Source organism: Streptomyces stelliscabiei (assembly GCF_014873495.1).
In the GTDB taxonomy this organism is placed as follows: domain Bacteria; phylum Actinomycetota; class Actinomycetes; order Streptomycetales; family Streptomycetaceae; genus Streptomyces; species Streptomyces bottropensis.
On sequence record NZ_JADBGF010000001.1, the window covers coordinates 5,635,266 to 5,649,473 of the forward strand.

The 14,208-nt window shown below is 71.6% G+C and carries 12 protein-coding genes; 9 read left to right on the plus strand and 3 right to left on the minus strand.

The window, feature by feature from the left end; genetic code table 11:
* Positions 1–410 precede the first annotated feature (410 nt).
* A complete protein-coding gene (locus H4687_RS24810) occupies positions 411–1,472 on the plus strand; it encodes a helix-turn-helix transcriptional regulator (protein WP_046916977.1) in 1,062 nt (353 codons plus the stop codon).
* Here the strand turns inward: H4687_RS24810 and H4687_RS24815 are convergent.
* Entirely contained in the window at positions 1,447–2,400 is a 954-nt protein-coding gene (locus H4687_RS24815; RefSeq protein ID WP_078907375.1) for a helix-turn-helix transcriptional regulator, read from the minus strand. The two genes, H4687_RS24810 and H4687_RS24815, sit on opposite strands and share 26 nt — an antisense overlap.
* Before the next feature lie 383 nt (positions 2,401–2,783).
* On the opposite strand from H4687_RS24815, the gene H4687_RS24820 reads away from it, so the two are divergent.
* On the plus strand, positions 2,784–3,119 hold the full coding sequence (locus H4687_RS24820) for a Rieske (2Fe-2S) protein (protein ID WP_013001918.1): 336 nt from the start codon (positions 2,784–2,786) through the stop codon (positions 3,117–3,119).
* A 195-nt stretch (positions 3,120–3,314) separates the two neighbouring features.
* On the opposite strand, the gene H4687_RS24825 is transcribed toward H4687_RS24820, so the two are convergent.
* On the minus strand, positions 3,315–3,728 hold the full coding sequence (locus tag H4687_RS24825) for a pyridoxamine 5'-phosphate oxidase family protein (protein ID WP_179860063.1): 414 nt from the start codon (positions 3,726–3,728) through the stop codon (positions 3,315–3,317).
* Between the two features lie 154 nt (positions 3,729–3,882).
* Between H4687_RS24825 and clpB the strand changes: the two genes are divergently transcribed.
* The gene (clpB, locus tag H4687_RS24830) at positions 3,883–6,498 is read left to right on the plus strand and encodes an ATP-dependent chaperone ClpB (RefSeq protein WP_046916970.1); all 2,616 of its coding nucleotides are present in this window, start codon (positions 3,883–3,885) and stop codon (positions 6,496–6,498) included.
* 159 nt (positions 6,499–6,657) lie between these two features.
* The gene (locus tag H4687_RS24835; RefSeq protein WP_046916969.1) at positions 6,658–7,212 is read left to right on the plus strand and encodes a YbjN domain-containing protein; all 555 of its coding nucleotides are present in this window, start codon (positions 6,658–6,660) and stop codon (positions 7,210–7,212) included.
* Positions 7,213–7,376: 164 nt separating this feature from the next.
* Here the strand turns inward: H4687_RS24835 and H4687_RS24840 are convergent, their stop codons facing one another.
* Positions 7,377–8,606, minus strand: coding sequence for a pyridoxal phosphate-dependent aminotransferase (locus H4687_RS24840; RefSeq protein WP_046916968.1), 1,230 nt, complete (start codon positions 8,604–8,606; stop codon positions 7,377–7,379).
* Between the two features lie 627 nt (positions 8,607–9,233).
* On the opposite strand from H4687_RS24840, the gene H4687_RS24845 reads away from it, so the two are divergent.
* The 5 genes from H4687_RS24845 to H4687_RS24865 all read left to right on the plus strand — a co-directional run bounded on the left by H4687_RS24845 (position 9,234) and on the right by H4687_RS24865 (position 14,202).
* Complete coding sequence (locus H4687_RS24845; RefSeq protein WP_046916966.1) at positions 9,234–9,554, plus strand: hypothetical protein; 321 nt, start codon at positions 9,234–9,236, stop codon at positions 9,552–9,554.
* A 162-nt stretch (positions 9,555–9,716) separates the two neighbouring features.
* On the plus strand, positions 9,717–10,133 hold the full coding sequence (locus H4687_RS24850; RefSeq protein ID WP_063778538.1) for a hypothetical protein: 417 nt from the start codon (positions 9,717–9,719) through the stop codon (positions 10,131–10,133).
* 528 nt (positions 10,134–10,661) lie between these two features.
* The gene (locus tag H4687_RS24855) at positions 10,662–11,183 is read left to right on the plus strand and encodes a DUF2617 family protein (RefSeq protein WP_046916965.1); all 522 of its coding nucleotides are present in this window, start codon (positions 10,662–10,664) and stop codon (positions 11,181–11,183) included.
* Positions 11,184–11,515: 332 nt separating this feature from the next.
* Positions 11,516–13,150, plus strand: a complete 1,635-nt coding sequence (locus H4687_RS24860) for a polyamine aminopropyltransferase (protein ID WP_050398803.1) — start codon at positions 11,516–11,518, stop codon at positions 13,148–13,150.
* Positions 13,151–13,263: 113 nt separating this feature from the next.
* Positions 13,264–14,202: an SRPBCC family protein gene (locus H4687_RS24865; protein ID WP_225966811.1), complete on the plus strand. Its 939-nt coding sequence runs from the start codon at positions 13,264–13,266 to the stop codon at positions 14,200–14,202.
* Positions 14,203–14,208 lie beyond the last annotated feature (6 nt).

The window sequence follows — 14,208 nt, forward strand, 5'->3', positions numbered from 1 at the left end:
CCGTAACACCCCGGTCACCGGTGCGTTTCCGCCGGCTTGCGGCGACGATCGCGACCTGCGGAAACGGAGGGTTTGACGTACGGCCGGGCGGGGCAGCCGGGGTTCTGCGATCCGGGAGCACGCGCCCGGCTCCTGCCCGGTGTCGGACGGCGTCCGGGCGACGTCACGCCTTGCCGTGCCCGCCTTGTCATGCCCGCCCGGAACGTGGCCTCGGGCGCGTGCACACCCCTCCCGTCCGCCCCGTCCGCACGAATTTCAGCTTGTTGCAGGGCGCACTGCCTGAGGGGTGGAGATAGTCGGACGCAAGAGCTGTTATCGGGACGTAGGCGTGGCGGAGCCGTGTTGCGGTGCCCGTGCGGGCCGCGCATAGTTGCGCTGCGAACAGGTCGGAACCGGGGGTGAAGTGGGTGATGGCCGGGCACGCGACCGAGGAGCATCCGCACGGGGCCGACCGGCTCTGCGCGGCCGGGGACCGCGTGTACTCCCGAGCCGTACGCCGGGGCCGCGTCCCGCGCGAGGACGCCGACGCCGTCCCCTGCCTCCTCGAACTCGCCCTGCTGCACCCCGACCCCGACGACATGGGCTGGCTGGTGCCCACCTCTCCGCAGGAGGTCATGACCCGGCTGCTGCGCGGCGTCCACGCCGAGGTCAGCGCGAGCCAGGCCCGGATGGGCGCGGCGGTCGACGCCGTCGAGTGGTACGCGGGCCTCGGCAGTTCGCGGGCGCGGTCGTCGGCGGAGAGTACGGCGATCCGGGTGCTCGACGGGCTGGCCCGGATCCGGGCGGCGATCGACGAGGCCACCGACCGCTGCACCGTCGAGGTGCTGACCGTGCAGCCGGGCGGCATCCGGCGCGAGGACGAGCTGCGCGAGGGGCTGCACCGGGCGCTGGCGATGTGCCGCCGTGGGGTGCGGATGCGGGACCTGTACACCCATGTGGCCCGGCACGGGCAGGGCCTGCACAACTACATGGAGCTGATGGGGGAGTCGGCGGAGGCCCGCACCCTGGACGAGGTCGTGGAACGCCTCATCGTCTTCGACCGCACGGTGGCCTTCATCCCCGCCAACACCGACCGCACCATGGCCCTGGAGATCCGCCACCCCGCGCTGGTCGAGTACCTGGTCACGGTCTTCGAACGTCTCTGGCGCCTAGGGGTCCCGCTGGCCGCGTCGCTCCCCTCCACCGGTGTCGCGGGCATCACGCACCGGGAGCGGTCCATCGCGGCGCTGCTGGCGGAGGGTCACCAGGACGCGGTGGTCGCCGAGCGGCTGGGCATCAGCGTCCGCACCTGCCGGGCCCACATCGCCCGCCTCTCCGAACGCCTCGGCGCGGCCAGCCGCACCCAACTGGGCGTCCGCATAGCCGAGGCCGGCCTCGACGGTCCGCCCCGCTCGACCCCACCGGACGACCTGCCTGCCCCCGCTGCCGCCGAGTCGGACACGACTCCTACAGCTCCGTGCCCTCCTGCTTGAGGATGCCGGACTCCGCGATGCGGTAGCCCAGCTGTGCCCGGCTCCCACTGCCCAGCGCCGTCGCCAGCTTGGCGATGTGGGCGCGGCAGGTGCGGACGTTCATGCCGAGGCGGCGGGCGATGGCCTCGTCCACGTGGCCCTCGACGAGCAGCTTGGCGATGGAGTGCTGGATGTCCGTGATGCCGTCGGGTGCCGTCTCGTAGGGTGCGCCGGCGTTCAGTGGGACGGAGCGGCCCCACATGAACTCGAAGACCTTGATCAGATAGCGGACGAGACCGGGGTGGCGCAGCTCCAGGGCGACCTGCCGGTCGTCCCGGGTGGGGATGAAGGCGACGGTCTCGTCGCAGATGATGAGCCGCTCGACGAGTTCGTCGATGGTGCGGTACTCCACCTTGTCGTTGACGAACTGGTCGACATAGGCCTGCGTCTCGGGGCTGTACCGGGCCGTGTGCTGGTAGAGGGTCCGGATCCGCACGCCTCGATCCGTCAGGGCTCTGTCGCGTTCCAGACCTTGCTTGAGGATGTGTTCGAGGCGGCGACCGCTCGGTTGCACCGTGAGCATTTCGACCCGGCATTGGACCGTGGCCAGGTCGAGCGCCGCGTTGATGCGGTCGAGGCCCTCCAACACCGTGATGGCGTGGGTGGCGGCGGTCGCCTGGGCACTCATGGCCATGAACGGCTCGAATGCGTCGGCCAACTGGATGGAGAGCCGTCTGCGGTCGGTGATCTCCTGCTCGATGGGGTTGAGTCGTTGAGCCAGTGCGACCGAGGGTGGAACGGGACGTAGCCAGTTCACGTCGTCAATGTCGGGGTGCAGCAGACCGAATTCCATCAGGCAGGGGGCGGCTTCGACATCGGCGCGCGCAATGCGGCCTGTGCGCAAGGCGGTGGAGTAGACACGGCTGCCCTCCTCGCACAATTCGGTCACCGCATGGGGATGTGTCGCGTTAGTCCTATTTATCACCAAATCTCCACCCCCCAGGGTCCTGAACGTGCAGGAACATGATGCATCGATTGTGTGGCCATGACGTGCCCGAATGAGTCATCGTCGTACCCGACGGGGGAAGAGGGGACCTTCAAGTGAGGACGAAGCCGATTATGCGTAACAAAATGCTTCGCTCGGTGCTTGTCGCCGCCTTCTCCGCCGTTGTGGCCTTCGGGACTCTGAGTGGCCTTGCTGGTGCGAAGGGTGATGACCGGACCGACGGCAGCCGGGGTTCGGTGCACATTTCCGCTGCCGCCAGCGACGAACACGACAGCAGCTGGGGTGTGACGCCCGCACTGCCGGCCGACAGTAGCTGGGGCTGACCGATGACCACTCCTCCCGACGACCGTTCCTTCCGCCGCGAAATGGCCACCGCCTACCGCTCCGGTTGGCACTTCATCGACCTGGCCACCGCCATCCCCCACAGCGGTGACTCGTTGATGGTGACCGTGTTCGGCGAACCGGTGGTGGTGACGCGGGACGAGGACGAGGACATCCGGGCGTACCGGTGTCTGCGGCGACCGCGCGGCGCGCCGCAGCCAGTACGGTGTGCCGTTCGGTACGGGATGGTCTTCGTCAATCTCGACCAGCGCGACCACCGGCTCGCCGAGCCGGAGACACCGGCCTCCACGGCCGTAACAGCCACCCCCCGCAGTGCCTGAAGCGATTCCCCCGTCGTTTCAAATCGCTCAGGCGCTTCCCCCCGGCAGCGGCGTCACCGTGACCTGAACACGGTGACGCCGCTGCAGGCTTACGGGGACATTTCTGGATGTCCGCCGGTATCGGAGCAGGCCCGCTCGCTCGTTCATCTGTCCGAAAAAAGGTCAACCGGCAGCGGACGGTGACCGTCGGGGACGTCAGCCGCGCCCCAGCGCCCCGGTCAGTTCGATCTCGATGACGACGCGGAGCGGGTTCGGCCGCGGCTCCCTGCCGTAGCGCTCCGCGTACCGCCGCTCCGCCTCCGCGACCCGCTCCCGGTCCTCGTACACCCGGCCGAGCCCCTCCAGCGTGGCCCAGCGCGCGCCCTCCAGCTGGCACACCGCCACCCGCGCGCCCCCGGCGCCCGCCGCGCGCACGTGCCGTGCCTTCGCGCTCCCCGTACGGGTGATGACCCGAGCGATCCGGGCCTCGGGGTCGTATGTCACTCCGACGGGCACCACGTGGGGGCTGCCGTCAGCGCGGAGGGTGGTCAGGGTGCAGAGGTGGCGCTCCCGCCAGAAGGCGAGGTACGCGTCATCGGGCTCACCGGGGTCCACTCGATAGGTGCTCACGGCCAGGAATCTAGCGGGGAAACGGGTTACCCGGCCTCCGGGCCTCCGGGAACCTCCGGAACCCTCCCCGGCCCCACCTTGAGTGGAATAGACTCAACTTTGTGTACGTTACTTGAGTCACCCGAGCCGACGACGCCAGGAGGGAAACGCGAACGTGGACGCCGAGCTGACCAACAGGAGCCGGGACGCGATCAACGCGGCCAGCAACCGGGCCGTGTCCGAGGGACACGCCGACTTCACCCCCGCCCACCTGCTGCTGGCTCTGCTCCAGGGGCAGGAGAACGAGAACATCACCGACCTGCTCGCCGCCGTCGACGCCGACCAGGCGGCCGTACGCGCGGGCGCGGAGAAGATCCTCGCCGGTCTGCCCAGCGTGACCGGTGCCACCGTGTCGCCGCCCCAGCCCAACCGCGAGCTGCTCAGCGTGGTCGCCGAGGCCCAGGCCAAGGCGAAGGAACTGGGCGACGAGTACGTCTCCACCGAGCACCTCCTGATCGGCATCGCCGACAAGGGCGGCCAGGCCGGGGACGTACTCTCCCGGCAGGGGGCGAACGCCAGGAAGTTGCAGGAGGCGTTCCAGAAGGCAAGGGGAGGACGCCGGGTGACCACCGCCGATCCGGAGGGCCAGTACAAGGCCCTGGAGAAGTTCGGGACCGATTTCACCGCCGCCGCGCGGGAGGGGAAGCTCGATCCCGTCATCGGCCGTGACCAGGAGATCCGGCGCGTGGTGCAGGTGCTCTCCCGCCGGACCAAGAACAACCCCGTCCTCATCGGTGAGCCCGGCGTCGGCAAGACCGCCGTCGTCGAGGGTCTGGCCCAGCGGATCGTCAAGGGCGACGTGCCCGAGTCGCTGAAGAACAAGCGGCTGGTCTCGCTCGACCTCGGTGCCATGGTCGCCGGGGCCAAGTACCGGGGCGAGTTCGAGGAGCGGCTGAAGACCGTCCTCGCCGAGATCAAGGACTCCGACGGTCAGATCATCACCTTCATCGACGAGCTGCACACGGTGGTCGGCGCGGGCGCCGGCGGTGACTCCGCCATGGACGCCGGCAACATGCTGAAGCCCATGCTGGCCCGCGGCGAGCTGCGCATGGTCGGCGCGACGACCCTCGACGAGTACCGCGAGCGCATCGAGAAGGACCCGGCGCTGGAGCGCCGCTTCCAGCAGGTGCTCGTCGCCGAGCCGACCGTCGAGGACACCATCGCGATCCTGCGCGGCCTCAAGGGCCGCTACGAGGCCCACCACAAGGTCGTGATCGCCGACGCGGCCCTGGTCGCCGCCGCCACCCTCTCCGACCGGTACATCACCTCCCGTTTCCTGCCCGACAAGGCCATCGACCTCGTCGACGAGTCGGCCTCCCGGCTTCGGATGGAGATCGACTCCTCTCCCGTCGAGATCGACGAGCTGCAGCGGTCCGTGGACCGGCTGCGCATGGAGGAGATGGCCCTCGACAAGGAGACCGACGCCGCCTCCCGCGAGCGTCTGGAGCGACTGCGCCGCGACCTCGCCAACAAGGAGGAGGACCTGCGGGGCCTCACCGCCCGCTGGGAGAAGGAGAAGCAGTCCCTCAACGCGGTCGGTGAACTCAAGGAGAAGCTCGACGAGTTGCGCGGCCAGGCCGAACGCGCCCAGCGCGACGGCGACTTCGACACCGCCTCCAAGCTGCTCTACGGCGAGATCCCCACCCTGGAGCGGGCGTTGGAGGAGGCCTCCGAGGCCGAGGAGGAGGCCGCCGCGTCGAAGAACACCATGGTCAAGGACGAGGTCGGCGCCGACGACATCGCGGACGTCGTCGCCTCCTGGACCGGCATCCCGGCCGGCCGCCTGCTGGAGGGCGAGACCCAGAAGCTGCTCCGGATGGAGGACGAGCTGGGCCGACGCCTCATCGGCCAGACCGAGGCCGTACGGGCCGTGTCCGACGCCGTACGCCGCTCCCGCGCCGGCATCGCCGACCCGGACCGCCCCACCGGCTCCTTCGTCTTCCTCGGCCCGACCGGTGTCGGCAAGACCGAGCTGGCCAAGGCCCTCGCCGACTTCCTCTTCGACGACGAGCGGGCCATGATCCGCATCGACATGTCGGAGTACAGCGAGAAGCACAGCGTGGCCCGGCTCGTCGGCGCGCCCCCCGGGTACATCGGCTACGAGGAGGGCGGCCAGCTGACGGAGTCCGTCCGCCGGCGCCCGTACTCGGTCGTGCTGCTGGACGAGGTGGAGAAGGCGCACCCCGAGGTCTTCGACATCCTGCTGCAGGTGCTGGACGACGGCCGGCTCACGGACGGACAGGGCCGTACGGTCGATTTCCGCAACACCATCCTGATCCTCACCTCGAACCTCGGCAGCCAGTACCTGGTCGACCCGGTCACCACCGAGGTGGTGAAGAAGCAGCAGGTCATGGATGTGGTGCGGGCCTCCTTCAAGCCGGAGTTCCTCAACCGCCTCGACGACCTGGTCGTCTTCTCCGCCCTGGACAAGGCGGAACTGAAGCGCATCGCCGCGCTCCAGATCGACCGGCTGTCCAAGCGTCTGGCCGAGCGCCGCCTCACCCTGGAGATCACCCTCGAGGCCCTGACCTGGCTCGCGGACGAGGGCAACGATCCGGCGTACGGCGCCCGCCCGCTGCGCCGCCTCGTCCAGACCGCCATCGGCGACCGGCTGGCCAAGGAGATCCTCTCCGGCGAGGTGAAGGACGGCGACACCGTCCGGGTGGACACCTTCGGGGAGGGCGAGGGGCTGATCGTGGGCCCGGTCCCGTCGATGGAGAAGAAGCCGTGACGGGGGCCGATCGGGGGTACCCGAAAGGTTCCCCGCCACGCTCGTAGCTGAATCCCCCGGCGGATCCGGCCAAGGGCGACGAACCGCGCGGGGCTGGGGTTGCCACCCCCCGCCCCGCATGGGAGAGGATGGCGGAATCCGTACGAAGGGAAAATCACGGTGAGCATCGACCCGTCCTCGATTCCGAACTTCGGGGGCCAGCCCGAGCCGCAGCCCCAAGGGCCGGCGGGCCCCGTCGTTCCGGATCAGGACCTTGTGAAGCAGCTCCTGGACCAGATGGAGCTGAAGTACGTCGTCGACGACGAGGGTGACCTCGCGGCGCCGTGGGAGGAATTCCGCACGTACTTCATGTTCCGTGGCGAGGGTGACCAGCAGGTCTTCTCGGTGCGCACGTTCTACGACCGCCCGCACCAGATCGACGAGAAGCCGTCTCTGCTGGAGACCATCGACGACTGGAACCGCCGCACCCTGTGGCCCAAGGTCTACAGCCACACGCACGACGACGGCACGGTCCGCCTCATCGGCGAGGCCCAGCTGCTGATCGGCACCGGCGTCAGCCTGGAGCACTTCGTCTCGTCGACGGTCAGCTGGGTGCGGGCCGCCATCGAGTTCGACAAGTGGCTCGTCGAGCAGCTCGGCCTGGCCGAGGACGTCGACGAGAAGACCGACGAGGGCGACAAGCCCAAGGACGGCGACGACGACGCCGCGGAGTAGTCGCCGTCGAACGCCCGCAGACCTCCGAGAGCCCGGCCAGGGCGCCCGCCGCACGGCGGTGTGCCAGGGCCGGGCTCTCGCTGTCGGTGCGGACCGTCGGTGCGGGCCGTCGGTGCGGTCGGAACGCGCGTGCCGCGGTCGCGACGACGTCGGGGTCCCTGCCGTCAGAACGCCGACTTCAGCCGCTTCGCCGCCTCCTCCAGCACCTCCGTGCGCTTGCAGAACGCGAACCGCACGAAGGGGGCGCCGGCCTCACGGTGGTCGTAGAAGACCGCGTTGGGGATGGCGACGACACCGGCCCGCTCGGGCAGCGCCCGGCAGAAGGCGAAGCCGTCCGTCTCGCCGAGGGGGCGGATGTCGGTGGTGACGAAGTACGTCCCCGCCGTCCGGAACACCCCGAAACCGGCCTCGGCCAGCCCCGCCGCCAGCACGTCCCGCTTGGCGAGCATGTCCGCCCGGAAGGCCTCGAAGTAGCTGTCCGGAAGCGCGAGGGCCTCGGCGACGGCGTACTGGAACGGCCCGGACGCCACATAGGTGAGGTACTGCTTCGCCGAGCGCACCGCCGTCACCAGCTCGGGCGCGGCCGTCACCCAGCCGACCTTCCACCCCGTGAAGGAGAAGGTCTTGCCCGCGGACCCGATGGTGACGGTCCGCTCCCGCATCCCCGGGAAGGTGGCGAGCGGCAGGTGCTCGGCCCCGTCGAAGACCAGGTGCTCGTACACCTCGTCCGTCACCACCAGCAGATCCCGTTCCACGGCCAGCTCGGCGATCGCGGTCAGCTCCGCGCGGGTGAGGACGGTGCCGGTCGGGTTGTGCGGCGTGTTGATCAGCAGCAGCCGGGTCCGGTCGGTGACCGCGTCCCGCAGCTCGTCCAGGTCCAGCCGGAAGCGCCGGGCCCCGTCCGCGTCGCCGGACCCCTCGGACGGCCGTAGCGTCACCGGTACGCGCGTGCCGCCCGCCATCGCGATGCAGGCCGCGTACGAGTCGTAGTACGGCTCCAGGGCGACCACCTCGTCGCCCGGCTCCAGCAGCCCCAGCAGGGCGGCCGCGATGGCCTCCGTGGCACCCGCCGTGACCAGGACCTCGGTGTCCGGGTCGAACTCCAGCCCGTACCGCCGCCGCTGGTGGTCGACGATCGCGGTCCGCAGCTCGGGGACGCCCGGCCCCGGCGGGTACTGGTTGCCCCGGCCGTCCCGCAGCGCCCGTACGGCGGCCTCGCGGATCTCTTCGGGGCCGTCGGTGTCCGGGAAGCCCTGGCCCAGGTTGATCGACCCGGTCCGCAGGGCGAGCGCCGACATCTCGGCGAAGATCGTCGTCCCGAACTCGGCGAGCCGCCGGTTCAGCGCCGGACGAGGGGTGCGGGCGGAGCGTGCGCTGGAGGTCATGGCCGTCATCCTGCGCCGAACCTCTGGAGTTCCTCAACTCGGCTTTGACCGGTGAGACGGGAGGGCATCCCCACGTCACGCACGGCTCATGGGGGGCCTGCAGGGGGAGTGAAAGGCAGGTGCCGAGATGGAGGTTCTCTTCTTCGTCTTCATGGGCGCGGTCGTTCTGGTCAGCATCGTGTCGAGCCTCGGCCGCGGGGGTTCGCGGCCGGGCCGCCGGCGTTCGCACAGCTGGTGGGCGGACGGCGGGTCGTCCCACCACAGCAGTGGGGGAGGGGTCTCCTGCGGCGGTGGCTCGTCCTGCGGTGGCGGGTCGTCCTGCGGCGGTGGTGGCGGTGGCGGTGGCTGCGGCGGCGGAAGCTGACGGCGGCCGACGGACACGGGTGAAGAGGGGGGTGGGTGACCGTGGACGAAGACATGCAGCTGTGGTTCGTCGTCTGGGCGGCGTTCGGTGTTGTCATTGCGGTGCTTCTCGTGGTGACCCGCAGGCGTTCCGGGCGTCGTGAAGGGCGTCGCAGCTGGTGGGCGGACGGTGGGGGATCGTCCGGTGGTTCGTCCGGTGGTTCGTCCTGTGGGTCGTCGTGCGGGGGCGGGTCCTCCTGCGGCGGTGGCTGCGGCGGCGGCGGGGACTGACCGATGATCGTGGCACTTCTGACGTTCGGCGTCCTGGTGTTCGTCGCGCTCGTGGTGATGGCGGCGATGGCGGTGCCGGTCGTCGTGCTGATCGCGCGAGGCGGTGCCGTTGGTGCGCCCGGCCCGGGCACCGCCCGGGCACCGCGACGCCACGACGGCTGGTGGGCGGGCGACACCCGGTCCGCGTGGCCGGACGGGCGCGGTGACGGGGACAGCCAGGGCGGCGGCGATGGGCAGGGTGATTCGTCGTCGTGCGGCAGTGGCGGTGGCGCGTCCTGTGGGGGAGGCTCATCCTCCTGCGGCGGCGGCGGCAGCGGCGACTGACCGCCGCTGGACGAGGACAAGCTCTGGACTTGCTCAACTCGGCTTTGGGCGGTCCGCGGCGGGGGAATCCCCGCGACACGCGAACGAGTGACACGCAAGTGAGCGAGGCGCCCACGGGGGGCCGCTTCGGGGGACTCGGAAGAAAGAGGGGAGGGTGACGCCATGAACGCGATCGCGGTGATCGGCATCATCCTGGTGGTGGTCTGTGCGGTACTGGCGCTCATCGTGGCCGACAGCCGCCGCAGGACGCGCGCCGCGCGGGCGGGGGCCCGGAGCGGACGGCCGTCCGGCCGGGGCGGCAGCGCCCACCGCAGCGGCGGCCGCGGCGGCAGCGGCTCGTCGAGCGGCAGCGACAACAGCTGGTGGGTGCTGGGGGCGGCGGGCGTCGGCGACAGCGGCTCGTCCCACTCCTCCTCGGACCACGACCGGGGTTCGTCGTCCGGGGGCGGGGGATCGTCCTGCGGCGGCAGCTCCTCCTCGTGCGGCAGCAGCAGCTCGTCGTGCGGCAGCAGCAGCGGCTCGTCCTGCGGCGGGGGGTCCTCCTGCGGCGGCGGGGGCGGATGCGGTGGAGGCAGCTGACACGGGGCAGCTGAGCTCCACGACACGAGGCGCCCGCCGGGAGGACTTCCCGGCGGGCGCTCGCGTGTGTAGGACCGCCCGGACGGGGCAGGCGGGCCCCGGGCGCCCGCGCGGTCCCTGCCGGGCGGCGCACGGGGTAGCACTTCTGTTCACGCCTGAGCACGCCGGTTGGGCCCGGTTGTCCGAAGGGCGCTTGGCGAGGTTCGCGCGCCTGGCTCGATGGGCGCGTGGGGAGCGTGTGGACCGACGGGGCGCACGCCTGGTTGAACAGTTGAGCTGGGCAGCCCTCGGGGGGATGGAAAGCACGCCAAGTTGGGTAAAAACGCTGTGGTTACGCCACAGTTCATGATTCCCTATAAATCGCCAACGCAGCCCCCGGACGTCCCTCCCGGCAGGCCTGACACGGCTGACCGGACCGACTGGGACGTCGTCCTCACCCGACCTGGCTGACCGGGCCACGATTCCCGGCGCCGACCGGGGCGCGCCGGACCCACTCCTCTTCACTTTGCGTCGCTGCGGAGCCGATCCATGCTCACGACCCTGAACACCGCCTACACCGACACGCGCGCGGCAGACCTCGCCTGGGCCCTGGGGCGCGAGCCGTTGCCCGCGCTCGCCACGCTCGATCTCGAACTCAGCGGCGCGAAGCTGCAGTTGCGGCTGCTCGGCGCGTCCCACCAGGTGCTCCTCGAGGAGGAGCGGGGCAGCCACTGTTCGGAGACGGTCGCCTGCATCCCGGGGTCCAGCACGCCCCTACCGCTCGGCGTGGCGAAACGGGTGGGCGACTGGGAGTACGAGTTCGCCGCCCGCGTCGAGGTGCTGTCACCCGGGTCCTTCGCCGGCCGCGCGCAGGAGTTGCTGGCCCTCGTCGCCGACCACCCGCACGGTCTGGCCGGTGTCTTCCCCGGCAGCCCGCACGCCTTCACGGCGATGCTCGCGCAGCGGTACGAGGGACAGGTGCACTGGCGTACGTGGCACGCGTATCCCCAGGACGGGCAGTTGGTGGCCACGAGAACGAGGGTGGGGGTCAGGGTGTCGGTGACGCTGTGAGGGGCGCCCAGTAACCCGGGGGTGCGGGTGGGTCGGCGGGTGCGGGTCCGTCGGGGCTTCTCGCGCAGCTCCCCGCGCCCCTGAAAGGCAGGGCTGCGCCCTGGGCTTTCAGGCCCGCGGGGCCGTGGTCTTTGAAGCCCGCAGGGCCGTGGTCTTTCAGGCCCGCGGGGGCCGTGTCTTTCAGGGGCGCGGGGAACTGCGCGACCAGCCCCCACGCACTCGCACCCGCCACACCACCCGAACGCCCGAGCGATCAGGCACCCGGCCCAGCGTCGCAGACCACCCGTGTGGGTGACCCAGCGGAGCGTGACCGTGACGGTAGCGTGCCAGGAGTGATCGAGCCGCACGCCCCCGCACCCCCCGGCGCCCCTCCCCCCTGGCGCGGCGACGGAGGCCCGGGCGCCCAGGCGTGGTTACCGGTCCGCCCGGGAGTCGGCCGCTTCCTCGTCCTCGCCGGTGTCTTCGTCTGCGCCGCCTGCGGACTCGTGTACGAACTGGAACTCGTCGCCCTCGCCTCGTACCTGATCGGCGACTCGGTCACCCAGGCCTCCGTGGTCCTCTCGGTCATGGTCTTCGCCATGGGGATCGGCTCCCTCGCCGCCAAACGCCTCCGCCCCCGCGCCGCCCTCGGCTTCGGCGCCATCGAGGCCGCCCTCGCCCTGGTCGGCGGCTGCAGCGCCCTCGTGCTGTACGCGGCGTTCGCCTGGACCGGCGACTGGGGCGGCATGTGGGCGAGCGGCTCCCGCTACCTCCTCGTCGCGTTCTCCCTGGCCATCGGCCTGCTGATCGGCGCCGAGGTCCCGCTGCTGATGGAGCTGATCCAGCGCATCCGCCGCCAGGACGCGGCCGGCACGGTCGCCGACCTCTTCGCGGCCGACTACGTGGGCGCGCTGGTCGGCGGCCTCGCCTTCCCCTTCCTCCTGCTGCCCTGGCTCGGCCAGCTGACCGGCGCCCTGCTCACCGGCACGATCAACGTCCTGGTCGGCGGCGCCCTCGTCCTCGGCCTGTTCCGCCACGACATGTCCCGCCGCGACCGCCGGCTGCTGCTGGTCACCAACCTCGCCGTCCTCGGCCTGCTCGCCACCGCCGCCGTACACGTGGACGACTTCGAGCGCGCGGCCCGGCGCGCGGTGTACGGCGGCGACGTACGGGTCGCGCTGCAGACCGACGTCCAGGAGGTCGTCCTCACCGGCGGCAGGGACGGCCGGCCGCTCGCGCTCTTCCTCGACGGCCGCCTGCGCATCAGCGGCCGCGACGAGCAGCGCTACCACCGGGCCCTCGTCCACCCGGCCATGAACGCCGGGCCCCACGCCCGCGTCCTCGTCCTCGGCGGCGGTGACGGCCTCGCCGCCCGTGAAGTGCTTCGCCACGACGGCGTACGCCGGGTGGACATCGTCGAACTCGACCCGGGAGTGGTGCGCCTGGCGCGCACGGACCCCGCGCTCTCCGCCCTCAACAGCCGCGCCTACGCCGACGACCGCGTCCGTGTCACCGCCCAGGACTCCTTCGCCTGGCTGCGCGCCGCCCGCCCGGTGCGGCCGTACGACGTCGTGATCGCGGACCTCCCTGATCCCGGCATCACGGCGAGCACGAAGCTCTACTCGCAGGAGTTCTACGGCCTGGCCCGTGCGGTCCTGGCCCCGGACGGCCGCATGGTGGTGCACGCGGGCCCGGTGTCGTCGCGGCGCAAGGTCTTCTGGACGGTCGACGCGACCGTGCGCGCCGCCGGCCTGCGCACCGCGCCCTACCAGGTCACCGCCGCCGCCCCGGGCTTCGTCACCGGCCCCGACCGCACGGCCCACACCTCCCGCGCCCCCCACGACTGGGGTTTCGTGCTCGCGACCCGGCCCGACGCGGGCCGCCGCCCGCCACCGGACCCCGGCACCGGGGCCAGGCGACTCGACGCCCCCGACCGGATGGCGGATCTGCCGCCGTCGACGCTGGTGCACCCCAGGTACGTCGGCTGAGGCAGTCGAGGTGTGCGGGGCAGGTGCGCCATGCGGGCCGCGTGGGGCGGAACACGGGCGAGAACGCGTATGTACGGGTGCGGTGCCGTGCCACCTGGGTAGGCTCGGTTTCCATGGAGCATGAGGTGTTCGTTCCGGTTCCCGTCGGCCGCCTCCGGGAGGCGCTGTCCGACCCCGAACGGGTGGCCCGAGCCGTCCCCGGGCTCCAGCAGGAGGCGGCCGCCCCACCCGTCGCCGGCCGCGTGAAGGTACGCGTCGCCGGCCACACCATCACCTATCGCGGCACCCTCCGCGTCACCGCCCGGGACGACGGTTCCTACGCCGTGGAGGGCGACGCCACCGAGGCCCGGGGCTCCGGCGCGGTGAAGCTCACCCTCACCCTCCGCCTCACCCCGGCCACCGAGGGCACCACCCTCGTCTGCGCCGGTACGGCCACCGCCGACGGCCGTATCACCGAACTCCCGGCCGACTCGGTGTCCTCGGCGATGACACGGCTGCTGGGGAGGTTCGCGGAGAATTTGGCGACGACGACCGGGACCGACACCAAGACCGAGGCCGACACCGGGACCGGCACCGAGGTCGAGGCCGACACCGGGACTGACACCGAGGTCGAGGCCGACACCGGGACTGACACCGGCACCGAGGGCGAGGCCGACACCGGGACCGAGGCCGGCACCGGCGCCGAGACTGAACCCAGGCCCACGGCCGACGCCGCCGCAGAAACCGGGCCCCCGCCCCCCGTCGAGCCCGAGCCCGAGCCCCCCGCCTCCGTCTTCGAGACCGAGGTCCCGCCCTCGCCCCTGGAACCCTTCGACGAGGGGGACTTCGTCGCCGGGGGCGAACCGCCGGCGGAGGCCGCGCACGCCCGCCGGACGATGATCGGCCGGAGCGCCGAGGAGGTGGACCACGCGCCGCCTCGCGGCCGTTACGCCCCGGTCCCCGCCCCCGAGCCCGTCTCCGCGAGCGCCACCCTCCGCTGGGCGGCCCCCGCGGCGGCCTTCGCCGTGGCCTCGGCCATCATCGTCAGCCGGGCCCTGCGCAAGCGCCGCTGACGACAC

Excerpts from the sequence above, each read along its gene's own strand:
- H4687_RS24855 (WP_046916965.1), top strand. The coding sequence starts at position 10,662 with ATGCTCACGACCCTGAACACCGCCTACACCGACACGCGCGCGGCAGAC.
- H4687_RS24865 (WP_225966811.1), top strand. The coding sequence starts at position 13,264 with ATGGAGCATGAGGTGTTCGTTCCGGTTCCCGTCGGCCGCCTCCGGGAG.
- H4687_RS24810 (WP_046916977.1), top strand. The coding sequence starts at position 411 with ATGGCCGGGCACGCGACCGAGGAGCATCCGCACGGGGCCGACCGGCTC.
- H4687_RS24820 (WP_013001918.1), top strand. The coding sequence starts at position 2,784 with ATGACCACTCCTCCCGACGACCGTTCCTTCCGCCGCGAAATGGCCACC.
- H4687_RS24840 (WP_046916968.1), bottom strand. The coding sequence starts at position 8,606 with ATGACGGCCATGACCTCCAGCGCACGCTCCGCCCGCACCCCTCGTCCG.
- H4687_RS24845 (WP_046916966.1), top strand. The coding sequence starts at position 9,234 with ATGATCGTGGCACTTCTGACGTTCGGCGTCCTGGTGTTCGTCGCGCTC.
- H4687_RS24850 (WP_063778538.1), top strand. The coding sequence starts at position 9,717 with ATGAACGCGATCGCGGTGATCGGCATCATCCTGGTGGTGGTCTGTGCG.